21 protein-coding genes are annotated in these 21,538 nt (G+C 71.3%); 12 read left to right on the top strand and 9 right to left on the bottom strand.

All coding sequences use genetic code 11. The annotated features are described in order from the left end of the window. Window positions 1-4,836, bottom strand: coding sequence for an RHS repeat-associated core domain-containing protein (locus tag M8542_RS08230; protein ID WP_257919425.1), 4,836 nt, complete (start codon window positions 4,834-4,836; stop codon window positions 1-3). A 556-nt stretch (window positions 4,837-5,392) separates the two neighbouring features. Between M8542_RS08230 and M8542_RS08225 the strand changes: the two genes are divergently transcribed. Both M8542_RS08225 and M8542_RS08220 read left to right on the top strand, forming a co-directional pair. Continuing rightward, on the top strand, window positions 5,393-6,451 hold the full coding sequence (locus tag M8542_RS08225; protein ID WP_443640996.1) for a reverse transcriptase family protein: 1,059 nt from the start codon (window positions 5,393-5,395) through the stop codon (window positions 6,449-6,451). A 429-nt stretch (window positions 6,452-6,880) separates the two neighbouring features. Next, window positions 6,881-7,465 carry a hypothetical protein gene (locus M8542_RS08220; RefSeq protein ID WP_257919424.1) on the top strand — a complete coding sequence of 195 codons (585 nt, stop codon included), beginning with the start codon at window positions 6,881-6,883 and terminating at the stop codon, window positions 7,463-7,465. 141 nt (window positions 7,466-7,606) lie between these two features. Here M8542_RS08220 and M8542_RS08215 read toward each other — a convergent pair whose 3' ends face one another. Genes M8542_RS08215 through M8542_RS08195 form a run of 5 tightly spaced genes read right to left on the bottom strand, consistent with a single transcriptional unit; the run spans window position 7,607 to window position 9,739 of the window. Further along, a complete protein-coding gene (locus M8542_RS08215; protein ID WP_257919423.1) occupies window positions 7,607-8,170 on the bottom strand; it encodes an alkaline shock response membrane anchor protein AmaP in 564 nt (187 codons plus the stop codon). Then, window positions 8,167-8,694, bottom strand: a complete 528-nt coding sequence (locus M8542_RS08210; protein WP_257919422.1) for a DUF6286 domain-containing protein — start codon at window positions 8,692-8,694, stop codon at window positions 8,167-8,169. The genes M8542_RS08215 and M8542_RS08210 overlap by 4 nt, the downstream gene beginning before the upstream one ends. Further along, complete coding sequence (locus tag M8542_RS08205) at window positions 8,691-9,068, bottom strand: Asp23/Gls24 family envelope stress response protein (RefSeq protein ID WP_257919421.1); 378 nt, start codon at window positions 9,066-9,068, stop codon at window positions 8,691-8,693. Before M8542_RS08205 ends, M8542_RS08210 begins: the two co-directional genes overlap by 4 nt. 6 nt (window positions 9,069-9,074) lie before the next feature. Beyond that, window positions 9,075-9,251 (bottom strand): hypothetical protein, encoded by a 177-nt coding sequence (locus M8542_RS08200; RefSeq protein WP_257919420.1) that lies wholly within the window; start codon window positions 9,249-9,251, stop codon window positions 9,075-9,077. 26 nt (window positions 9,252-9,277) lie between these two features. Continuing rightward, complete coding sequence (locus tag M8542_RS08195; protein WP_257919419.1) at window positions 9,278-9,739, bottom strand: Asp23/Gls24 family envelope stress response protein; 462 nt, start codon at window positions 9,737-9,739, stop codon at window positions 9,278-9,280. A 795-nt stretch (window positions 9,740-10,534) separates the two neighbouring features. Between M8542_RS08195 and M8542_RS08190 the strand changes: the two genes are divergently transcribed. The 5 genes from M8542_RS08190 (at window position 10,535) to M8542_RS08170 (ending at window position 14,091) form a co-directional block, all read left to right on the top strand. Beyond that, a complete protein-coding gene (locus M8542_RS08190) occupies window positions 10,535-10,921 on the top strand; it encodes a hypothetical protein (protein ID WP_257919418.1) in 387 nt (128 codons plus the stop codon). Between the two features lie 393 nt (window positions 10,922-11,314). Next, entirely contained in the window at window positions 11,315-11,944 is a 630-nt protein-coding gene (locus tag M8542_RS08185; RefSeq protein ID WP_257919417.1) for a TetR/AcrR family transcriptional regulator, read from the top strand. A gap of 47 nt (window positions 11,945-11,991) precedes the next feature. Then, the gene (locus M8542_RS08180; RefSeq protein WP_257919416.1) at window positions 11,992-12,543 is read left to right on the top strand and encodes a DinB family protein; all 552 of its coding nucleotides are present in this window, start codon (window positions 11,992-11,994) and stop codon (window positions 12,541-12,543) included. Next, window positions 12,540-13,619: a winged helix DNA-binding domain-containing protein gene (locus tag M8542_RS08175; RefSeq protein ID WP_257919415.1), complete on the top strand. Its 1,080-nt coding sequence runs from the start codon at window positions 12,540-12,542 to the stop codon at window positions 13,617-13,619. Before M8542_RS08180 ends, M8542_RS08175 begins: the two co-directional genes overlap by 4 nt. A 67-nt stretch (window positions 13,620-13,686) precedes the next feature. Next, the gene (locus M8542_RS08170; RefSeq protein WP_257919414.1) at window positions 13,687-14,091 is read left to right on the top strand and encodes a hypothetical protein; all 405 of its coding nucleotides are present in this window, start codon (window positions 13,687-13,689) and stop codon (window positions 14,089-14,091) included. Window positions 14,092-14,109: 18 nt separating this feature from the next. Here M8542_RS08170 and M8542_RS08165 read toward each other — a convergent pair whose 3' ends face one another. Then, window positions 14,110-15,066: a helix-turn-helix transcriptional regulator gene (locus tag M8542_RS08165; protein WP_257919413.1), complete on the bottom strand. Its 957-nt coding sequence runs from the start codon at window positions 15,064-15,066 to the stop codon at window positions 14,110-14,112. 100 nt (window positions 15,067-15,166) lie between these two features. Between M8542_RS08165 and M8542_RS08160 the strand changes: the two genes are divergently transcribed. From M8542_RS08160 to M8542_RS08150, 3 genes are read left to right on the top strand one after another with little or no spacing between them, the layout of a single operon-like run. Then, window positions 15,167-15,625, top strand: a complete 459-nt coding sequence (locus tag M8542_RS08160) for a nucleoside deaminase (protein WP_257919412.1) — start codon at window positions 15,167-15,169, stop codon at window positions 15,623-15,625. A 37-nt stretch (window positions 15,626-15,662) separates the two neighbouring features. Further along, a complete protein-coding gene (locus M8542_RS08155; RefSeq protein WP_257919411.1) occupies window positions 15,663-16,625 on the top strand; it encodes an isopenicillin N synthase family dioxygenase in 963 nt (320 codons plus the stop codon). A gap of 40 nt (window positions 16,626-16,665) precedes the next feature. Then, complete coding sequence (locus M8542_RS08150) at window positions 16,666-17,007, top strand: S24/S26 family peptidase (RefSeq protein WP_257919410.1); 342 nt, start codon at window positions 16,666-16,668, stop codon at window positions 17,005-17,007. Here M8542_RS08150 and M8542_RS08145 read toward each other — a convergent pair. Beyond that, window positions 17,004-18,266 carry a GGDEF domain-containing protein gene (locus M8542_RS08145; protein WP_257919409.1) on the bottom strand — a complete coding sequence of 421 codons (1,263 nt, stop codon included), beginning with the start codon at window positions 18,264-18,266 and terminating at the stop codon, window positions 17,004-17,006. The two genes, M8542_RS08150 and M8542_RS08145, sit on opposite strands and share 4 nt — an antisense overlap. Before the next feature lie 226 nt (window positions 18,267-18,492). Between M8542_RS08145 and M8542_RS08140 the strand changes: the two genes are divergently transcribed. Both M8542_RS08140 and M8542_RS08135 read left to right on the top strand, forming a co-directional pair. Then, window positions 18,493-19,452 (top strand): chitinase, encoded by a 960-nt coding sequence (locus M8542_RS08140; RefSeq protein WP_257919408.1) that lies wholly within the window; start codon window positions 18,493-18,495, stop codon window positions 19,450-19,452. Window positions 19,453-19,612: 160 nt separating this feature from the next. Beyond that, entirely contained in the window at window positions 19,613-20,983 is a 1,371-nt protein-coding gene (locus M8542_RS08135) for a purine-cytosine permease family protein (RefSeq protein ID WP_257919407.1), read from the top strand. Here the strand turns inward: M8542_RS08135 and M8542_RS08130 are convergent. Then, window positions 20,950-21,426, bottom strand: coding sequence for a hypothetical protein (locus tag M8542_RS08130; protein WP_257919406.1), 477 nt, complete (start codon window positions 21,424-21,426; stop codon window positions 20,950-20,952). The genes M8542_RS08135 and M8542_RS08130 overlap by 34 nt on opposite strands. Window positions 21,427-21,538: the final 112 nt, after the last annotated feature.

Below are 21,538 nucleotides of genomic sequence, written 5' to 3'. Positions count from 1 at the left end.
TCAGGGAACCCGCGTCAACGCCCCGCTCATCGTGTCGATGTTCATGTTGCCCGGCATGAGCCGCATCAGCTGGTTGTACTGGCCACTGTTGTTCTGCTGCAGGTACCGGGCCAGCTCCGGGTCCATTTTCAGGTCCGACCGCAGCTCGAGGTGATCACGGACGGATCGCTCGAACTCGTTGGTCGAATTGGGGAGCTTGAGGTTGTCGCTCGTTTTGACCGAATAGTCGATGTGCAGGTCGTCGAAGGCCTTGTTCAGGCGGGAGATCTCCTGCGGGCTGTAGCCGCGAGCCGTCAGGACGTCGTCGTCGGGACGTGCGCGCTTGATCAGGCCCACCGTGTCGTTGGCGTGGAAGAGCTTGGCCTCGAACTGGCCGGACATCGTCGTGTTCGCCTTCTTGCTCAGGGGCGTGAGGTTGGGGGCGTCGCCCGCGCCGCCGAGGCGTTCGGTGTGCATGTGCCCCTTGATCATTTCGCTGTCGCCGAGCAGGTTCTTGAACTCCGGGGTCAGCGTGCCCTTCGCCTTCGCGTCCATGATCTGCGGGACGTCCGTGCAGTTGCCCTTGTCGGTGCCCTTCATGGCGTTGGCGGGATCGGACCCGTCGAGCTTGAGCGGGCCGGTCTCCCGGCCGCCGCCCTGGGACTCGTGCCGTCCGTCGTGCTTCGGGCCCGACGGCTTCTGGTCCCACTCCGGTTTCCCGGAACTGCCGCCCGGCTTGGTCGAGGACGTACGACCCGGCAGGCGCTGCTTCTTGCCGCCGGACGGCGACCCCTGCGTGGCCTGACCGAACTGCTGGGTGCACTTGCGCTTGCGGGTCGAGGGGTCCCGGCCGTAAGCGAGCGGGTTGTTCATGAGGTCGTCGGTCAGCCCCGAAGGATCGGCCGCGCCCAGCGGGTCGGCGACGTAGGTCTGCGGGTTCGGGGCCGGCCGCAGGCCCAGCGGGTCCGGGTTGAGGTACCGCGCGTTGCCGGGGTCGTAGTAGCGGAAGACGTTGAAGTGCAGGCCCGTCTCCGGGTCGTGGTACTGGCCCGGGAACCGCAGCGGCGTCGCCTCGGCGCCCGCCGGGGCGCGCCCCCACAGAGTGGTGGGCAGCAGGGCGCCGCCGCCGTCGGTGCCGACGAGCTCGACCGGCGTGCCCACCGCGTCGGTGACCAGCACCGCCGCCGGACGCGTCGCCCCGTCCGGGCCCGTGAGCACCTGGACGAGCGGGCGGTCGTCGTCGGGGTGGTGGGCCCACGTCAGCGTGGTCGTCGGCACGCCGGCGGTGCTGTGCAGCGCCTCGACCAGGACGATGCCGTCCCAGACGAACTCGACCTGTTCGGCGACGCGGCCGGCCGGGTCCAGCCGTTGCTTGGCCACCCGGCGGTCGAGGGAGTCGTAGACGTAGCGCCAGTTTCCGCCGTCGGGCGTGCGGACGCCGACGAGCTGGTCGTGGGGGTCCCAGGCGAACGTCCAGGTCATGGCGCCCTCGGGGCCGGCGACCGTGCGTGCGGTCATCCGGCCCTGCGCGTCGTGCGCGTACCGCACCGCGCCCGCGGACTGCGGCACGCCGCCCGCGTACCGCCGCGGGCCGGCTTCCGCGCCGGTCCCCACCGACGAGGAGACCAGGTCGCCGAGGACGTCGTAGTGGTACTGCTCGGTGCCGTAAGACGTGTGCACGGCCGTGATCCGGCCCAGCTGATCCCGTTCGTAGCGTGCGGCCCCGGTGGCGTCGGTCCGCTCGGTCACGCCGCCGTCGAGGCCGCGGTGGAAGCGCCGGGAGCCGATCGGTGTCCGTTGCCCGATCAGCCGTCCGTTCGCGTCGAACTCCTGGCCCAGCAGCGTCCGCTCGCGCTCACGCACCTCGGTGAGGTGCCCGGCGGCATCGTGGGCGAGGACCAGCTCGACGCCCGCGACGTCGAGCCGGTCGGTGCCGTCCGTGCCCCGGCTCCAGGCGGCCACCACGCCCGACGGCGTCCGGCGCGTCACCGCGGCGTCGCCGGTGTAGGCGAAGGAAGTGGTCCGCCCGGTCGTGGTCTGGCGCAGCACCCGGCCGGTGTCGTCGTACTCGAGCGTGGTCTCCCCGCCCGGGCCGCTCGCGTGGACGAGGTTGCCGACCGGGTCGTAGCGGTAGGTGTCGGTCCGCGCGGCGGACTCGCGGCGGACCAGGCTGCCGAGCAGGTCGTAGGAGTAGGTGACGCTCTCGCCCGCGGCGTTGGTGCTGCGGACCAGCTGGCCGGCCGTGTCGTACTCGTACCGGCTGACGCGGCCGCCGAAGTCGCGCTGGGCGGTCATGCGCCCTTCGGCGTCGAGGGTGAACTCCCACGTCTGCCCGGCCGGGTTGGTGACCGAGACCTGCCGGAGCTCGGTGTCGTAGCGTCGGAGAGTGCGTGCTCCGGAGGGGTCGGTCGTGGCGGTGACGAGGCCGAACGGGCCGTATTCGGTGGCGGTGACGCGGTTCAGCGGGTCGGTGCGGCGCACGGCCGCGCCCTCGGCGTCCAGAAGCCACTGGTACCGGGCGCCATCGGCCCCGGCCACCGCGTGCAGTTCGCCCTCGACCGACCACGACAGCGTCTCACGGCCGCCGGAAGCCGACCGGACAGTGCGTGGCCTGCCGAACATGTCCCGTTCGCCGGGGGCCACGGGGGCGGCCATCGCCCCGGGCCCGGCGGCGGGTTCGGGATCGTGTTCGGCCGAGCCGCCGAGCACGTCGGCATAGGGGTCGGGCAGCAGCGGAGCGGTGTAGCGGCGCTGCCGCGTCCGGTCGCCGTCGGCGACCGCGATCACCAGCTCGGTCGCGGTCCGGGTCACGATCTCCACGCGGCTGCCGTCCGGGCGCACGACGGTCCGGAGCCGGCCCGACGCGTCGTGTTCGAACTCGGTCCGGCGGCCCAGCGGATCGGTGCGGGTCGCGAGCGTCTGGTACCTGCCCCACGAGAACCGCGTCGTGGCCCCGAGGCGGTCGGTGTCCGCCACCAGGTTGCCCGCTTCGTCGAACTCCAGGATCCGTTGGTGTCCCAGCGAGTCCGTGGTGACGGTGCGGCCGGCCGAGTAGGCCAGCGTGCCCTCGAGGTAGCCGCCCTCGCCGATGGCTCGCACGACCCTGCCCTGCGCGTCGTAAACCTGCCGGTACCAGTGCCCGACGTGGTCGATCCAGCCCAGCAGCCGCCCTTCGCGGTCGTGGGTGTAGTGCGCGGGACGCGGAGAAGAGTTGTGCCGTACGGAAAGGTGGCCGTGCTCGTCGTACTCGTAGCGCGCGACCTGCACCGGCCTGGCCTCGCCCAGCGCCTGGATGCCGCGGAGCCTGCCGTCGGCGACGTGGAGGACGAGCCGGGCGCCCGCCGAGTGCGCGATCGTCGCCGGGACGCCGGCGTCGTCGTAGCCGAGCGAGACCGACTCGCCCTCCTCGGTGCGGATCTCGTGGAGCAGGAGCGTGTCACGCAGCCGCGGGTGCGGCCGGAACCGGCGGGTCCACCCACGGCCGGGATCGGTGAGCGCGAACTCGTCGCCGTCCGCGTGCAGCAGCCGGAGGGGGCCCGCGGCTGCGGTCACCGCGGCCCCGGCACCCGGGACGGGGAACGTCAGCACCATCGCGTCGGCGGAGAAGTACCGGAGCCCGCCGGGCACCCGCTCGAGCCGCTCGTCGACCACCGACGTCCAGGACGGGCCGAACCAGCGACCGTCGCGGTAGGAGGACACGTGGTTGCGGACGACGAGCGCGCCGAGGTCACCGGGCACGAGCAGGTCGGTCTCCGTGACCAGCAGGTCGCCGGTGGCGAGGTCGATGGGGTCGAACCCGGTGCACTTCTTTTCCGGCTCCTTGTTCTTCGCCGGGTCCGAGGTGTTGTCGTGCGGATTGCCCTTGGCACCGGCTGTGTCCACGCCGTCGTTGCCGCCGCCGCTTCCGGAGTTTTCGTGGTTGCCGGGACCGCCCCGGGTTCCGTCCGGTGGCGGGTTCTTGGCCGACGAGCCGTGGTCGCCGGAGGTGTGGGTGCCGTCGCCGCCGGAGTGGTTCCCGCTGTGGTCGCCCGCGGTGCCGGTGGTGTCACCGTCTTTCGGATGCGGCTTGGGCTCGGGCGACGGCTTGGCGGTGATGTCCTTGGGCTTGCCGGCCGGCTTCACCTTGCCGGGCTTGATCTTCCGCAACGCCTTCGCGGCGTCGTCGAACAGCGTGCCGGCCTTCTTCAGCAAGGGCATCAGCGCCTTGAGCGCCTTCACCAGCTTCGTCGTCAGGCTCGCGATCTTCGACGCGGTCTTCGCGACCGCGGCGACCACCTGCGGCACGACCCACGTCAGGCCGATGCCGAGGGTGAAGACCACCTGCAACGCCCAGGAGATCAGGTGCCCGACCAGCTCGGCGATGATGTCGCGCACCAGCGTCCGGACCGCGGCCACGACCTCACCTGCGGTCTTCACCCCGCTGGCGGCGCCTTCGCAGCCCTTCTGCGCGCTGGCGATCAACGTCGAGGTGTCCCGTGCGCGGGTGCGATAGGCGTCGGCGGCCGGGCCGGTCCACCCGCCGAGATCCTTCTTGACCAGGTCGACGAGTTCGGTCGACACGCTTTCGAGTTCTTTGGCGACATTCGTCCACGTCTCGGACTGCGCGGCGATCTCGTCGGCGTTGCCGGTCAGTGCGTTGAGCGCCTCCTTGAGCGGGCCGACGTGCTCGATCAGCCACCCGACACCGGCCGCGAAGATCGCGCCGAAGGGGTCCATGACCGCGGTCAAGGCGTCGAGCGCGGTGCCGACGGCGCCCATCGCCACCGCCGCCCAGTCACCGCTTTCGATCGCGGTCTTCAGGCCGGTCGCGTCCTCCAGCAACGGCACACCGGATACCGCCGTCGTCGAATCCTTCACCGGTGCAACCAACGGATTGCTCACGCTCAGGCCCCCCACCCGCAGAACTCAAGATCACCCCACCTTGCCCCGACTCTAGTGATCCTCGGGATCGTCCGGAGTCCGGCCTGCCCGATCGGGCACCAGGGACATGCTGGAGGGGCAGCGCCTGCTCACACAGAGCTGATCGTCGGTCGCGAGGCTGGGCGGCCCTTGAATGCGGCGGTATCCACGACCGAAATACCCGATGCTTCACGGGTACCGGCTAAACCGCGGCATCACTCGATGCGCTGACGGCGGCCGACCACTTCGGAGTCGCCGTGACGTCCGAAACGCGACCCCACCGCAGATCATCGGCCCGGTCCGGTCACCCCCGGTACGGAAGTTCGAACTCCGGCGACAGCGTGATCATCAAAGAGCTAAGGTGGCGCCGGCGACACGGAGGTGAGCAGGTGAACCCTCACCCACTCCGGGGCAACCCCGGAGAGCACCATGACACGCAGGCATCGCGCCCCGCGCGAACACGGCAAGCTCCGCGTGCAACCCCGCGCGGATGACCGGAGAAAGAGTCACCTCCGTGTCGCCACTCGAGCCGATGCCGGTGTGGCGCTGGCAGGTTGCCCGGTGGACCACCTTCGACGAGTGCGCGGCCGCGCTCGACCTGACCCCGGCCGAGCTGAGCTGGTTCGCCGACGCCCGGCACTGGAACCGCAGGGCAACCGCCACGCTTCGGCACTACCACTACCGGTGGATTCCCACGGCGACGGGCGGCATACGACTCCTGGAACAGCCGAAGCCACGCTTGGCGGAGCTGCAACGGCGGGTCCGTCGGCACGTGCTCGACGCCCTGCCGGTCCACGACGCCGTACACGGGTTTCACCGTGGCCGGTCCGCGTTGACCTGTGCCCTGCCGCACAGCAACCAGGAACTTGTCGTTCGCATGGATCTCGAGGGATTCTTTCCGAGCGTTTCCGCCTTGAGAATCCGCTCGCTGCTCGCGCTCGCCGGCTATCCGCCGGCAGTCGGTGCCGCACTCGCGGGCATCTTGACCACCGCGACGCCGGTCGACGTTCTGGCAGCTGCCCCCGCCGGCCGCCGAGACCGGATCCGGAACCGCCTGCTCGGCAAGCTGGCCGGAAGCCACCTTCCCCAAGGGGCACCGTCCTCCCCCGCGGTGGCCAACCGGGTGACCCACCACCTCGACCGTCGACTGGCCGGTCTTGCCCGTGCCTTGAACGCGAACTACACGCGGTACGCCGACGACCTCGCGTTCTCCGGAGCGGCGAGCCTGGCGGCGCATCGGCTGGTCCCCGGCGTCCGCCGCATCGTCCGCGACGAAGGATTCCGGATCCGCGAGGAGAAGACGTCCATCACCCCGGCCTTCCGGCAACAGCGGATCGCGGGGTTGGTCGTCAACGACGTTCCCGCGGTCGCGCGTGCTGACTACGACGCTCTGCGCGCACTGCTGCACAACTGCGTCCGCCACGGACCGGCCGCACAGAACCGGCACGGCCATCCCGACTTCCGCGCACACCTGCGGGGCCGGATCGCCTGGATCGCCGCGACCAGCCCGGCCCGCTCGGCGAAGCTACGGCAGCTGTTCGATCAGATCACCTGGCCCGCCGACACACAGTAGCGGCGGCTGGCAACGTTTCGCGAACCAATGTCTGGTTCGTTCGGGCGACCTCCTGCGAAGTTGACATCTCAACACTCGAAAACACGATGGACAGCGCGGGGGCTGCGGTGAAGACCGCGATAGTGAACAGGATGTCAAGGTCGGGCGCCACGAGCCAAAAGCCGGGTGAATACTGCGGTTGCCGCACCAGGCGAACGGGAAAGCCCAAGACCGCACGGCACCCGGCGACGACCGGAGCATGGCTGGGAGCTGTTGAGCCCCGGCAAGTCCTGCGCCGGACCGCCGGGATGTAGCGCCAAGTGTGCGGGCGAAGGCCTGCCGTTCGATCCGAGTCGATACTTCGAGAACCCGGGTATTGCAAGTATGCGACGTCGGGCACATACTTGACTCATCCGGGACAGCAAAGTATCGACCAGAAGAGAGGTCGTCTTGATCTTCATCACCTTGAGCGCCGAGCAAGCTCGTGACCCGGAAACCGAAGCCCTCGGGCGAGATCACGTCGGCTATCGAGAGGGCATGACGCCAGCCGAGATGTACCACGCCAATCACGGCACCTGGGTCATCGGGCGCAACCGGCGCCACGAAAGGTACGTCTTGTTCGCCTTCCGCGGCGAAGTCAAGCTGGCCGTCGAGATCCAGCGCATCGAGACCATCATCGTGCGCAGCGAAGGCGACACGCGCGACGACCGGTGCGTCATTCACGGCCGGATTCTCGAGCCCGGCCATCGGGTCCATGACGCCTACGTCGGGAGGCCTTCCCCGCTGGGCGCCGGGCGCAACCCGGTCCGTTACTTCGATTCGCCGCTGGACGAGACACACGCGTGTCGGTGCGGATGCGGGCAGCAGGTGGCCGGGGCAGACTTCCTCATCGGCCACGACCACACTGCGCTGCATGACCGGGTCCGCCAGATCGGCACGGTCGCGGATTTCTTGGATTGGTTCGACATCGTCCGAGGCAACCGCCCGGTTCACGAGCCAGCCGATCTCAACCCAAGTGCCTCAACCTTGCGGTGAACTCGCCGGGCGAAACACCCGGCTCCACAACGGATTCGACTCAGGTCCCACCGATCCGCATTCCGGATGCCGACTGGACTTCCCGGGGCTCGCCCGGGTCAGCCGACGCGAGCGACCCCGTCGGCGACGGTGGAAGCCACCTCAGCTGACCCGCGCACCCGTCGCGGCGGTGAACCTGAGCTCGACGCGCGCGGGCAGCGAGTCGAGGTCCAAGGCCTGGCGTAGCCGCGGAACTCCCTCGGTCCGGATGCGAGTGCGGATGTCCGCCGGGTCACCGTCGTGTTCCACGGAGACGACGATCTCCAGTGCCGGGCCGGCCCGGTTGCCTAGCAGGACGGCGGTCGCGTCGTGCACGCCCTGGTAGGAGCGCACCTCCTCCACGAACGGTTTCGCGGCGGCGGACGACGACAGTTCTGTGCTTCCCGTCGCGGGATCGGTGTCGAACCGCCAGATTCGAGCGCGCGGTCTGCGCGTGAGTTGCGCGGCCAGCCAACGCAAGCCCGCCAGTGCGACGACCAGGCCGGCGACCGCGGCCGCGTACAGCACCCAAGTGGGTGGGAGCGCGGTCCCCGGCACCAGCGGCCGGTCCGGGCCGAGCACCGGCAACCACCCGGAGCGGATCGCGATCGGGAGCAGACCCGCAGCCAGGAGAAGCAACCCCAAGATCGCCAGCAGTACCCGGTTCAACCGTGCTGGGCGGTTCATGACGTGCTCCTCGGGGTGCGCAGGCGAACCCTGACATCGGGCCGGCGGACGGGATCGATCTGGTCCAACCGGGACGCGACCGCGGCCCGGACCGAGTCGGCGATCCCGTCCGGCCGGGTCCGCCGGGTGGTGGCGCGAACGCGGACAGTGCGCCGCCGTAGCTTCAGCCGCACGCTGTCCACCCCGTCGACGCGCGTCGCGGCAGCACGCAGGGTGGCTCCGAAGCTTCGCCTCGACGCACCCGAATCGAGTTCACCGCGTACCGGAAGCACCACCGGCCTGCCCGGCAGGACCGCGGCGGCCAGGAGCAGGAAACCGGCGACGGCGACCACCGCCCCGGCTCCCACGACCAACGGGTCCGCCCAGCGCGACTCGTGCAACCGACGCGCCACGGCGCCGTAGTCGACCCAGACCTCGTGACCGAGGATCATCTGCACCGAAACGACCGCGACGAGCGCACCGGCAGCGGTCAGCGCCAGCGCGGTGATCGTGGCCGGGACGCTCCGTCGAGGCCGGCGCTTCACGACACCCTCCGCACCGGCCGGACCGGACCGTGCAACGCGGTGACCGTGATGTCCACCCGGTCCACGCGCAGCCCGGTCAGCTCTTCGACGCGTCCGCGCAGGTGCGCCCGAGCGTCTTCGGTCGTGCGGGTGACCGAAGACGGGTAAGCGATCGACAGCCGCGCGGCCAGGCGCACCCGGTCACCGTCGAGGTGAGCATCCACTTTGACCGATCGGCCGGCGTCCTCTCCCCCGACGGCAACGCCGAGCACCCGCTCGGCGGCACCGCCCACGTCACCGAGCTCCTGAGCGGCGTGCGCGGCGAGCCGCTCGACCGCCCGCTCCGCCACCGTGAGCTCACCTCGTTCCTCCGGGGGAACCGATGTGGACGTCATCGCGGCTCACCCCCGGTCCCGGCCGGTCAGCCGCGACACGTCGAGCTTGCCGTCGAGGAACCGCCCGGCCACCCAGCCGATCGCGCCGAACACGAGCACGGCCAGGAACGCCGGGAACCCGCCGAACGCGACCGCGAGGCCGAGCGCCAGACCGGTCAGCAGGCCCAGTTGTGTGGCAGTCATGGGAAACCTCCGTCGCCGGGAACCGGTCACTGCACCCGGGCGGGGTCGGGCGTCTGGTCGTCACCCTCGCCGGGCAGGTGCAGGTCCGCGACGCTGATGTTCACCTCGACCACCTCGAGTGCGGTCATCTGTTCGACCCCGGTGATCACATTGCGGCGGATGGACCGGGCGACGTCGGCGATGGCCACTCCGTACTCCACCACGATCTGCAGGTCCACCGCGGCCTGCTTTTCCCCCACCTCGACCGAAACTCCCTGACCGACCGAAGCCGTGGCGCCCGGGATGCGTTCCCGGATCGCGGAGAACGCGCGGGCGGCGCCGCCGCCCAGGGCGTACACGCCGGGCACCTCCCGCGTGGCCAGCCCCGCGATCTTCTGCACCACCGTGTCCGCGATGGTCGTCGTCCCTTGCCCGGTCGCGAGGGCGCCTGTCGTCACCTCGGCCGAAACCGTGCGAGCCGGAGCCTTGGTCGTGGTCGTGTCAGCCATGTCTTCCTCCGCGGGTCTTGTCGGACGCTTTCACCGAGAAGGACCCACGAGTCCGGAAAAGGTCACGACCCCGTTCGTGTGACCTGGCTCTCCCCCCGCTCCCCGGCCGGCTCCCGTCCACTATGGACGCATCTCGAGCGCACGGACCTCTTCCCGGCATCCGTCGGCCGCAGCGCCGCCGCCTGGTCGACAGGCGCGTACAGGCGACCGACCGTCATGGCCGTGGTGCTGGGCCGGCTGAGCGTCAAACCTCCCCGCACCGGTCGACCCGGCCTTCGATCACCCGAAGCACGGACGTCACCGCCCGCCTAGTGCGCCGTCTGGAGGTCCGGTGCCGACCGACCGCCGGCGATGGGACCCAGGACCGGCCCCGAGCGGACCTCACGGTCAGGGTGCCGAGTGACCGACCTGTTCCACCACGGCTTCGATCTTGGCCGTGACTCGGATTTCCCCCGGGTCGGTCAAGTCCGAAACCTCGGTACGGCACGCGTTCACGGGCAGCGCGCCGACGCTTCGACGCCGTGACAGCCGAGAACGGCGAGTCAACATCGGCGCTGCGGCATCGGCCGCGGACACGGCGCACCTCGCGCCGACCGACGCATTCACGGTCTTCCGCGGAATGGGCTGGTCGTCGAGTTGCAGTGCCGGCACCGCCGGCTCGGCTGCCCGCAGCCTTCGGCAACAGGTTCGACATCAGTACGACTAAACCGTCGTGCGGGCCAGGGCGTGGAGGTGGGGCGGAGCGCCAGGCCCCGCGACTGTGGGAACGGAGAGTACCGCGTGAGGACACACATGGTGAAACGTCTGGTCGCACTGGTGGCTCTGGCTGTCGGCGTGCCACTGGTTGCCGCCGGGCCGGCCAGTGCCGCGTATCCGGTGACTTCCTACCCGGCTGCGTACCTCAGCGGCGGCGCCACCGGTGGAGGGGTCATCTGGTACGCGCGGTCGGTCGGCATCCAGGGATGGGTTCAGGACTACGCGTCCGAGGCGGGGTCGTCGACCGTCGCCTACAACTTCTACCAAGGTGACACCTACCTCGGGCAGGCCACCAGGACGACCACCAGTCGCAAGATTCCGATCAATTTCACCCAAGAAGGCCCGCAGGGCGGTATCACCTACGTTCAGGTCCTCATGTGCACCCCGGTCGAGTGCGGCCACGTGGCCGACGTCGTTCGCCCGTGAGTTTCGCCCGGTATCGGCAGTCGCGGTCCGACGACCGGCACGTCACCAAGAACACCTTCGTTCCGTAGCTTCGTCCAGCCCTGGCTCGACAGCACCGCCACGCCAGCGGCTGGGCGTGAGATCGGCCTGTTTCTGCTCGCTGCGACCGGCTACACCGACGACGGCCACCGAGCTCCCACCCCACGGCCGCTCAGTTGCTCCACCGCAAATCCGTTGCCGACCGCCGCGGCGACCGGTCCCGGGCAGATTCCCGCGACGAGCCTGAATACGTCGTTGATGCACGGCTGGCCGGACGCCGGGCTGGATCTCCGGATTCCGCAGGTTAGCGGCCGCTTACAATGAGGGTGACCGGAGCCGGCCAGTCCGGGCCGTGCGGTCTGGGAGGATCACCCGATGACGACGTCGCTGTCGGCCGAACTGTGGCCCGATGTGCAGCCCGAGACCGCGCGGCGGCTGATGCTCGCCGGGGTGGAGGCCTTTGCCCAGCGGGGTTACCACGCCACCACCACGCGCGACATCGCCGGGGCCGCCGGGATGAGCCCTGCCGCTCTCTACGTGCACTTCCCCTCCAAGGCCGCCCTGCTCTTCGCCATCAGCCGGTACGGGCACGAGCAGACCCTCGCCCTCGTCGAGAACGTCGTCGCCAAGGAAACCGATCCCGTTCAGCGGATCCGGCTCATCGTCGAGGACTTCGTGGCCTGGCACGCGCGGCGCCACACCGTCGCCCGGGTCGTCCAGTACGAGCTGCAGGCCCTGCCCGAGCAGGAGTTCGCGGTGGTCGCCGAGCTGCGGCGCCGCATCGAGCGGATCGTGCGCGAGGTCGTCGCGGACGGTGTCGAGGACGGCGTCTTCACCGTCGGCGACCCCCACACCTCGGCGCGCGCGGTGCTCTCCCTCGGCGTCGACGTCGCCCGCTGGTACACCGAGCGGGCCCGGCAGACCCCGGCCGCGCTCGGCAAGGAGTACGGCGAGCTGGTGCTGCGGATGCTCGGCGCCCGGACCGACACCCCGGCCGCGGACTGAGCCAATAGCGGACACTCCCTGTCCGCAACACCTGACAGGGTTGCCCCATGACCGACGAAACCGAACGCACCGACCTCATCGCCGAGCTCGCCGCGGCACGCGCCGCCCTCGTCGCCGCCGCGGACGGCCTCAGCGACGCCCAAGCCGGTGAGCGGCCGACCGCCAGCGCGCTCTGCATCGGCGGGCTGATCAAGCACGTCGCGGCCATGGAGGACAACTGGCTGCGCTTCACCGTCGAGGGCCCGGCCGCCATGAGCTACGCCCTGCCCGACGGCGTGACCTGGGCGGACATCACCAGCGGCACCGCCCGCGAGTACCCGCGGTGGGTCATCGACCACCAGAACCAGTTCGCCATGCAGCCGGGCGAGACCCTGGCCGGCGTGCTCGCGCACTACGAAGACGTCGCGAAGCGCAGTGAAGAGATCATCGCGAAGATCGACCTCTCCACCAAGCACCCGTTGCCGGACGCGCCCTGGAACCGGCCCGGCACCGTCTGGACCGCGCGCCGGGCCGTTCTGCACGTCATCGCCGAAATCGCCCAACACGCCGGGCACGCCGACATCCTGCGGGAGACGCTCGACGGTAAGAAGTCGGCGTGACCGTTCTCGACGCCCGGGCGCTCAACCGCGCCACCCTCGCCCGCCAGCTGCTGCTCGACCGGGCCGACCTGCCCGTGCGGGACGCCGTCGCGCACCTCGCCGGCCTGCAGGCGCAGGAGCCGCAGGAGCCGTTCACCGGGCTGTGGTCACGGCTGCGCGCGTTCGACCCGGCGGCGTTGTCCGGCCTCCTGACCGGTCGGCACGTGGTCCGGACCCACCTCATGCGCCGGACCGTGCACCTGCTCACCGCCGACGACGTCCTCGCGTGGCGGACGCGGTTCGACACCATGCTGCGCCAGCGCGTCCTCGGCACCTACCGCCGCGAGCTCGACGGCGTCGACCTGGACGAGCTCGCGGCCGCGGGGCGCGCGGTGCTGGCGGACGGCGAGCCGCGGTCGATGGGTGAGCTCGCGCGGGCGGTCGCGGACCGGTGGCCGTCGGCCGGGCCGCGGCCACTGGGCGAGATGCTCATCGCGGCGTTGATCCCGGTGGCGCAGCTGCCGCCGCGCGGGGTGTGGCGCACCAAGGGCGGGGTGCGGAACCTGCCGCTCGAGTCGTGGCTGGGCCGCGAGCCCAGCCCGGCGGCCGGCGACGACCGGGCCCTGGTGCGCCGTTACCTGGCGGCGTACGGCCCGGCGGCGACGGCCGACCTGCGTGCGTGGAGTGGCCTGACCGGGCTCCCGGCGACGGTGAAGGCACTGCGCGAGGAGCTGGTGGTCTTCCGCGACGAGCGCGGCCGCGAGCTGCTCGACCTGCCCGGCGCGCCGCTCCCCGACCCGGACACCCCGGCGCCGGTGCGGTTCCTGCCCGCGTTCGACAACGCGATCCTCGGCTACGACGACCGGACCCGCGTCATCGACGACGTCCACCGCGGGCTGTCGGTGGCGGGCGAGCGGGTGGCGCTGGTCGACGGCCGGGTCAGCGCGACCTGGACGGTCGACGACGCCACGGTGGTGGTGCGCCCGCTGCGGCGGCTGAGCAAGCCCGAACGCGCGGACGTCGTCGAGGAAGGGACCGGCTTGGCGAAGTTCCTCTCCGACGGCGAAAGCGACCGCGTATGTATCGAACCGGCCTGATGAAGGTGTTCGGAAGGGGGCAGGGTTGTTCGGCTGGAAGAAGAAGATCAACGCTCTGGACGGTCTGATGGAGCAGCTCAGGCCCGACCTGAGCCGGGAGTCGCTCGGCGTCGGGCCCGGTTTCCCCGGCGTCGCCCCGAACCCGCTCCTGAGCGGTGACGCGCGGAAGCGCAACGCGGAACTGCGCACCGGGGCGCTCGCGCTCGGCGTTCTCGTCGACTGGCGCGAGGTCAACAGCAATCCACGCGTGGTCCTGATGCTCGACGTCGAGACCGCCGACGGCAGCTCGTTCCGCGGTATCGCCGACGAAGACCTCACGATCACCGAGCTCACCCGGCTCGCCCCGGGGCAGACGTTGCCCGTGCGCTACCGGCCGGCCGTCATGGACCACTGCGTCGCCCTCGCCCGGGACGCGGATCCCGCCCGGGTGCGGCAGCTCGCCGACGAGATCGAGCGCCGCAAGCGGGCCTGAACCGAAGCGGGGACAGCCCTAGCCGACCGCCCGCGCGAACCGTTCGGCCACCTCGCGCAGCCGCTCCACCAGGCCCGGCGGCGCTTCCTCCACCACGAAGTCGAAACCCCACTGCGCCAGGTAGTACGGCACGGTGTCCAGGGTGTTCGCCCCGGTCCGCACGCGGCAGCTGTGCTCGTCGACCGGCTCCACCGCGCCGGTCGTCGGCGGGACACGGCCGGACACCTCCGACGCCGGGGCCGCCACCCGCAGCACCAGCTGGTGCTGGTACGGCGCCGACGAGATCTGCCGCGACACGTACGCCGCCAGGTCGTCGGCCGGGGGTTCGCGCGGGGTGAACCGGAAGCTCGCGGCCGGCGTCCCGGTGATCCGGTCGACGCGGAACGTGCGCCAGCCCGCGCGGTCCAGGTCGTAGGCCACCAGGTACCAGCGCCGGCCGGTGTGGACCAGCCGCAGCGGCTCGACCGACCGCTCGGTCTCCGCGCCGGAGCGGTCGCCGTAGGGGAACCGCAGCCGCTCGTGGTCGCGGCACGCCGCCGCGATCGCCGTCAGCACCGACGCGTCGACCGTCGGGCCGGTGCCGGGCATCGAGACCGTCGCCGCGTGCAGCGCGCCCACCCGTGGCCGCAGCCGCGCCGGCAGCACCTGCTCCAGCTTCGCCAGCGCGCGCACCGACGTCTCCTCGATGCCGCTGACCGTGCCGCTCGCCGCCGTGCGCAGGCCCACCGCGACCGCGACGGCCTCGTCGTCGTCCAGCAGCAGCGGCGGCAGCGCGGCGCCCGCGCCGAGCCGGTAGCCCCCGGCCACGCCCGGCGTCGCGTGCACCGGGTAGCCGAGGGAGCGCAGCCGCTCGACGTCGCGCCGGATCGTGCGGACGTCGACCTCGAGCCGCGACGCGAGGTCGGCGCCCGGCCAGTCGCGGCGGGCCTGCAGCAGCGAGAGCAGCCTGAGCAGGCGTTCCGATGTCCCGTACATGAGACGCAGTGTGCCAGACATCGCGGACAGATCCGGTCCGCGATCCACCTGTGCGTGGTGAACACTTGCCACGGACCGCGTCGGGCGGAAAGAGTGACGCATGCCGATCGACCCGCACACCCTGCTCGCCGTCGCCCGCGAAGAAGCCGAGCGGGGCAAGGCCGAGGGCGGCGTGCCGATCGGCGCCGCGCTGTTCGACTCCGCGGGCACCCTGCTGGGCCGCGGGCACAACCGGCGGGTGCAGGACGACGACCCCTCGATGCACGCCGAGACCTCGGCGTTCCGCAACGCCGGGCGCCGCCCGCACTACCGCGACACGATCATGGTCACGACGCTTTCGCCGTGCTGGTACTGCTCCGGGCTCGTCCGTCAGTTCGGGATCGGGCACGTCGTCATCGGCGAGGCGGAGACGTTCCACGGCGGGCACGACTGGCTCGCCGGGCTCGGCGTGGAGATCACCCTGCTCGACGATCCCGCGTGTACCGCCCTGATGACGGAGTTCATCGCGGCGCGCCCGGAGCTGTGGTTCGAGGACATCGGGGTCGAGAGGTCCGAATAGGACAGTGCTGTCCCGACAGTGTTGACGAGGAGCCGGAATGCCGTCATCCGTTCCACTAGTGGACCTTTCGCCGTGGTTCACGGGCACGTCCGAGGGCCGGGCCGAGGTGGCCGGCCAGATCGACAGCGCGCTGCGGGAGTCCGGCTTCCTGCTGGTCACCGGGCACGGCGTGCCGGACGAGCTGCGCCACCGGACCCGGGAGCTGGCGCGGGAGTTCTTCGCGCTGCCCGTGGACGTCAAGCAGCGCTACGCGGTGACGGTCGGCGGCCGCGGCTGGCTGCCGCCCGGTGTCGAGGCCAACGGCTACGCCGAGGGCACCGAGACCCCGCCGGACCTGAAGGAGTCGTACTCGGTGGGCGCGGACACCGCGATCGGCGTCGCGGAGGTCGACGGGTTCTGGTTCCAGCCCAACGTCTGGCCGGCCGAGGTGCCGGAGCTCGCCGAGACGGCGATCGAGTACATGCGCCGGATGCGCGCGCTGTCGGACCACCTGCTGGAGATCTTCGCCGCGGCGCTCGGGCTGGCGGAGAGCCACTTCACGCGCCACACCGGGCATCCGACGTACACGTTCAACATCAACTGGTACCCGCCGATGACGCACGTGGGCGCGCCGGCGCCCGAGCAGTTCCGGATCGGCCCGCACACCGACTTCGGCACGGTGACGGTGCTGGACCGCCAGGCGGGCGTCGGCGGCCTGCAGGTCTACACGGCCGAGGGCGAGTGGGAGGACGCGCCGTTCCACCCGGACGCGTTCACGGTGAACATAGGCGACCTGATGGCCCGCTGGACGGGCGATCGCTGGCGCTCGACCCGCCACCGCGTGCTGCCCCCGGCGGCGTCGGCCCCGGAGGAGGACCTGGTGTCGTTGATCTTCTTCTACGAGACCGACCACGACGCGCGGATCACGTCGCTGGCGCCGCCGCTCGGGAAGGTCAGCTACCCGGAGGTGATCGCGGCGGACTACCTGCGGGAGAAGCTGAACGCGATCACGATGGGTTGATTCGGTGGGCTGATCGGACCGGGCCTGTCACCATCGGCGGATGGGGGCATTGGACGCGGTGGCGGGCCGGGTCGCCGGCGGCGCCTCGGTGACGTTCCGGCCGAGCGGCTCCTCGATGATCCCGCTCATCCGCAGCCGGCAGGAAGTGGTCGTCTCGCCGGTGGATCCGGCGAAGCCGGCGGTGGGCGACATCGTCCTCGCCCGGGTCGCCGGGACGGTCTACCTGCACCTGGTGTCGTCGGTCGATCCGGCCCGGAAGCGGGTGCAGATCAGCAACAACCGAGGCCGCGTCAACGGCTGGACCAGCCAGGACCGGGTCTTCGGCAGCTGCGTCTCGGTCGATGGCGTGCCCCGGCCGCGAATCGCGGGCAAGACGCGTTAGCCCGGCTCCGCGCAGATCGTCCGGTTGCGGCCCGCCGCCTTCGCGCGCAGCACCGCCGCCTCGGCGGCCAAGAGCGTGTCGCCGAGCAGGCCGTCCGCGCAGACCGCCACCCCGATCGACACCGTCACCCCCACGAACTGCGGCCCCTCCCCCGTCGCCTTCAACGCCACCAGCGTCGACGCGATCCGCAGCCTGATCCGCTCCGCGATCGCCATCGCGTCGAAGCGGCCCGTGCCCGGCAGCAGCACCGCGAACTCCTCGCCGCCCGACCGGCCCACCAGGTCGGCCGACCGGACCTCGTCGCGCAGCGTGTCGGCCACCGCGCGGAGCACCGCGTCGCCGATGCGGACGCCGTAGCGGTCGTTGAGCTGGCGGAAGTGGTCCAGATCGAGCAGCAACAGCGCCAGGCCGGGGCCGTGGCGCCCGAGGCGGTCGACCTCGGCGTCCGCGGCGCCGCGCCAGGACGCCGCGGTCAGCACGCCCGTGCCCGGGTCGAGGGTGACATGGTCGCGGCGGCCGCGGCCCAGCCCGCCGCGGTGCAGCACCACCGTCGTGCCCGCCAGCACCGGCACCAACGCCGGCGCGGCTTCGACGGCCCACGCCAGCGGCAACGCGAACGCCGTCATCGCGGCGTCGAACGCGTGGCCCGCGAGCGGGGTGCGGCTCGGCCCGTCGGCAGCGGTGACGAGCGCGGCGTTCACGGCCAGGAACACCACGCCGGCGACGGTCAGCAGGACCACGGTGCGCGGGTCGAGGACCCCGCCGAGCGGCCGGACGCCGGTCGCGGTCAGGAACGCCCCGGCCACCAGACCGGCCAGCGCCGTCGCCGCGGCGCCGAACACCTGCCGGTACGCGGGTCTTCTGCGGACCCGGAACCACTGGTGCAACGCGGAGAGCACGACCAGGGCGACCGCGAGGCCGGGCCGGAGCACCAGCACCCCGGCGAAGATCCACGGCGTGTCGACGCCGGGGCCGAGCAGGGTGTCCTCGCGGTGGCGCTCGACCGGCCGGGCGAGCTCCGCCGACACCAGCATCCCGGCCAGGAGCAGCGCGAACGGCGTCAGCATCGTGGCCAGCGGCGGGAACCGGACGGCGGCGAGGACGACCGCGGCGACGGCGAGCGCGTCGACGACCACGAGGTAGCAGACCTGGCTCCGGCGGGGCAGGCGCCACAGCGCCGAACGGCGCAGAACGAAGGCGGGCAGGAACCGGCCCGGGCGGCGTCCCCCGCCGGCGGCGACCGTGGAATCCCCCACCATTTCGGCAAAGTAGCCGGAATGGGGCGCGGTGTCACTCCGCCTTCAGGGGAATCTCACACCGCCGACGCTGGGAGACCGCTCGCGCACAGTAAGTCATTTTTCCGACCGAAGAGGGTTGACACCCACATTGGTCTAGTCCACTGTGTGATGGCACACAGCGCTCCTCCCGGGATGATCCCGCCGCCTCAAACCGGAGGTGCTCCAACCTGCTCGTTTGGAGGACCCCATGAAATCCATGCGCCGTCTGGTCACGCTCGCACTCGCGGCCGGTGCCGCGATGGCGACGGCGGTCGGGCTCGCTCCGCAGGCCATGGCCGCGGTCGACCCGGTGCTCGCATCCCCGTACCTGTACCAGTGGGGCGGGCAGACCAGCCCGACCGCGGCGATGTCCGCCACCGGCGTGAAAGCGTTTACCCTCGCCTTCATGCTGTCGGACGGCGGCTGCAACCCCAAGTGGGACGGCAGCCGTTCGCTCACCGGCTCGGACAAGACGATGATCCAGAACATCCGCAACGCGGGCGGGGACGTGATCCCCTCCTTCGGCGGCTGGTCCGGCACGAAGCTGGGCTCGAAGTGCACTTCGGCCTCGGCACTGGCGGGCGCGTACCAGAAGGTGATCGACGCCTACGCGCTCAAGGCCATCGACCTCGACATCGAGAACACCGACGAGTTCGAGAACGCGACCGTGCAGGACCGGATCCTCAACGCCGTCAAGCTCACCAAGCAGAAGAACCCGAACCTGCGCGTGGTGATCACGATGGGCACCGAGACCACCGGCCCGAACACCTGGGGCAAGCGCCTCATCAACCAGGCCAAGGCGATCGGCGCGAACGTCGACGTCTGGTCGGTCATGCCGTTCGACTTCTCCAGCGGCGGTGACATGGCCGCGATGACGAAGTCCGCGGTCGACGGGCTGAAGAACCAGCTCAAGACCACGTTCGGCTGGAACGACGACACCGCCTACCGGCACAGCGGCCTCTCCTCGATGAACGGCAAGACCGACAACGCGGGCGAGACCGTCACCGTGGCGAACTTCAACTCCATCCGCGGCTACGCGGCGAGCCACCACCTGGCCCGCTTGACGTTCTGGGCCACCAACCGCGACTGCAGCGGCGGCGGCGAGTGCAGCGGCATCTCGCAGGACAAGTACGCGTTCACGAAGATCGTCGCCGGCTACAACGGCTGACACTGAGCCCGTAGTGGGGCTGTCGAAGACCCTCTCACCGGCATCGGGGCCGGTGAGAGGGTCTTCGCGGGTTTCCGAAGTCACTGCCCGGTGAGCGGGACCCGTTCCGCTCACCGGAAACGGAAACACCGCCGCAACCTCCGTCGCCTACCGTCCTCGCATGACGAGCCACGAAGAACCCGGCTACGGCGACAAGCTGGTGGCCGTCGAGCCCGGCGGCGTCGAGCCGGTCGCCGACGCCGATCGGCACGGCACGCCCCGGCAGCTGGCCTGGACGTGGGCCTCCCCCAACCTCGAGTTCGCCACCGTCTTCGTCGGCGTGCTCGCCGTCAGCGCCTTCGGGCTCTCCTTCACCCGGGCCGCGCTCGCCGCCGTCGTCGGCAACGGGCTCGGCGCGCTCGCCCACGGCGTGCTGTCCGCCCGCGGCCCGCGCTACGGCGTGCCGCAGATGGTGCTCGGGCGGGCCGCGTTCGGCTACCGCGGCAACCTGGTGCCCGCCGCGCTGATGTCGGTGATGGCCGGCGTCGGCTGGTTCGCCGTCAACAGCGTCAGCGGCGCCTTTGCCCTGACCAGCCTCACCGGGCTGCCCACCCTCGCCTGCCTCGTGCTCGTGGTCGCGCTGCAGATCGTCATCGCCTTCTTCGGGCACAACCTCGTCCAGGCCTACGAAAAGTACGTCTTCGTGGTGCTGGCCGTCGTGTTCGCCGTCGCGAGCGTGGTCACCTTCGCGAAAGCCGGGCCCACCACCAACACCGGCAGCACCGGCGGGTTCCTCCTCGCCGTGGGCACCGCGTTCGGCTACACCGCCGGCTGGAACCCGTACGCCGCCGACTACACGCGCTACCTGCCCAAAACCGCGTCGAGACGCGCGATCGGCCTCTACGCCGGCAGTGGTCTGTTCCTTTCCACGACCGTCCTGATGCTCGTCGGCGCCGCCTCGACGACCATCGCCGGCCCGGCCGACGACAACCCCGCGACGGCGTTCACCGGGCACCTCCCCGGCTTCCTCGCCGCCGCGACGCTCCTGGCCATCACACTCGGCGCCGTCGCCGCGAACGTCCTCAACGTCTACTCCGGCGCGCTCGCCTTCCTCGCCCTCGGCGTCCGGCTGCCGCTGGCCTGGCGGCGCGCGGTCGTCGCGCTCGCCTTCGGCACGATCGGGTTCGTGCTGGCCTGGCTGGGACTCTCCGACGCCGGGCACGCCTACGAGAACTTCCTGCTGGTCATCGCCTACTGGATCGGCCCGTGGCTCGGCGTGCTGCTGGCCGATCACCACCTGCGCCGCGGCACGGAGTTCGGCGAGCTGCTCACCGATCGCCGGCACCGCAACCTCGCCGGGTTCGCCGCGTTCCTCGTCGGCCTGGTCGGGTCGGTCGGCCTGTTCGCGAACCAGGCGCTCTACACCGCGCCGATCCCGAAAGCCGTGCCCGCCACCGGCGACCTGACCTTCGCCGCCGGGTTCGTCCTCGCCGCCGGCACCTACCTGCTGCTGCGTCGTCAGCGCACCGGCACGCCGCGCCGGCAGCCGTAGGGGTAGCAGCGGTAGTCCGGTGTGGACGTCGGGAGCGTGACGGTCGTCGTCGGCGACGGCGGCAGGTCGACCGTCACCGTCGGCGTGGGGGTCGGTGTCTTGCGCGCGTGCATCACGACCGGGGACGGCGTCGTCGTCTGCGTCGGCACGGCGATCGCGCTCGACGTCGGGACACCGGTGGCCGGCGGCAGCTGCGGGAACTGCGTGGAGCCCGGGACCTGCTCGGGCCGGGTCGCCAGCGCGAACACCAGCCCGCCCAGCACGACGAGCACCGCCGACGCCAGCGCGATCCGGCCCGCCGCTCCGCGCGGCTCGGGCTCGTCAGCACGCCGGGCCGCCGTCTCGGCCGCGCGCGAGCCGGGTTTGCGCGGCCGGGCTCCGGCCTCCCGCAGCAGTTCGTCGACCGTGACCCGGTCCCGCCGCCTGCGCGCCCTGCGCGTCATGCACGACCTCCCCATCGCTGATCCGGGTGGATCGTAGAAAGCCGCGCCGAAAATGTAAACGTGCTGATCGCAGCGGTCTCGTTACCGTTTCGAGACATCCGGATCGCGCTCC

Source organism: Amycolatopsis iheyensis (genome assembly GCF_024703995.1).
Classification (GTDB): Bacteria; Actinomycetota; Actinomycetes; order Mycobacteriales; family Pseudonocardiaceae; genus Amycolatopsis; species Amycolatopsis iheyensis.
The sequence above is the reverse complement of the archived record's forward strand: the minus strand, read 5'-3'. Positions and strand labels throughout refer to the sequence as shown.

What these genes read in the sequence shown, in the direction of transcription:
- M8542_RS08215 (WP_257919423.1), bottom strand. Translation starts at nt 8,170, where the DNA reads ATGAACCGCCCAGCACGGTTGAACCGGGTACTGCTGGCGATCTTGGGG.
- M8542_RS08205 (WP_257919421.1), bottom strand. Translation starts at nt 9,068, where the DNA reads ATGACGTCCACATCGGTTCCCCCGGAGGAACGAGGTGAGCTCACGGTG.
- M8542_RS08200 (WP_257919420.1), bottom strand. Translation starts at nt 9,251, where the DNA reads ATGACTGCCACACAACTGGGCCTGCTGACCGGTCTGGCGCTCGGCCTC.
- M8542_RS08195 (WP_257919419.1), bottom strand. Translation starts at nt 9,739, where the DNA reads ATGGCTGACACGACCACGACCAAGGCTCCGGCTCGCACGGTTTCGGCC.
- M8542_RS08185 (WP_257919417.1), top strand. Translation starts at nt 11,315, where the DNA reads ATGACGACGTCGCTGTCGGCCGAACTGTGGCCCGATGTGCAGCCCGAG.
- M8542_RS08180 (WP_257919416.1), top strand. Translation starts at nt 11,992, where the DNA reads ATGACCGACGAAACCGAACGCACCGACCTCATCGCCGAGCTCGCCGCG.
- M8542_RS08170 (WP_257919414.1), top strand. Translation starts at nt 13,687, where the DNA reads ATGGAGCAGCTCAGGCCCGACCTGAGCCGGGAGTCGCTCGGCGTCGGG.
- M8542_RS08165 (WP_257919413.1), bottom strand. Translation starts at nt 15,066, where the DNA reads ATGTACGGGACATCGGAACGCCTGCTCAGGCTGCTCTCGCTGCTGCAG.
- M8542_RS08160 (WP_257919412.1), top strand. Translation starts at nt 15,167, where the DNA reads ATGCCGATCGACCCGCACACCCTGCTCGCCGTCGCCCGCGAAGAAGCC.
- M8542_RS08155 (WP_257919411.1), top strand. Translation starts at nt 15,663, where the DNA reads ATGCCGTCATCCGTTCCACTAGTGGACCTTTCGCCGTGGTTCACGGGC.
- M8542_RS08150 (WP_257919410.1), top strand. Translation starts at nt 16,666, where the DNA reads ATGGGGGCATTGGACGCGGTGGCGGGCCGGGTCGCCGGCGGCGCCTCG.
- M8542_RS08145 (WP_257919409.1), bottom strand. Translation starts at nt 18,266, where the DNA reads ATGGTGGGGGATTCCACGGTCGCCGCCGGCGGGGGACGCCGCCCGGGC.
- M8542_RS08140 (WP_257919408.1), top strand. Translation starts at nt 18,493, where the DNA reads ATGAAATCCATGCGCCGTCTGGTCACGCTCGCACTCGCGGCCGGTGCC.
- M8542_RS08135 (WP_257919407.1), top strand. Translation starts at nt 19,613, where the DNA reads ATGACGAGCCACGAAGAACCCGGCTACGGCGACAAGCTGGTGGCCGTC.
- M8542_RS08130 (WP_257919406.1), bottom strand. Translation starts at nt 21,426, where the DNA reads ATGACGCGCAGGGCGCGCAGGCGGCGGGACCGGGTCACGGTCGACGAA.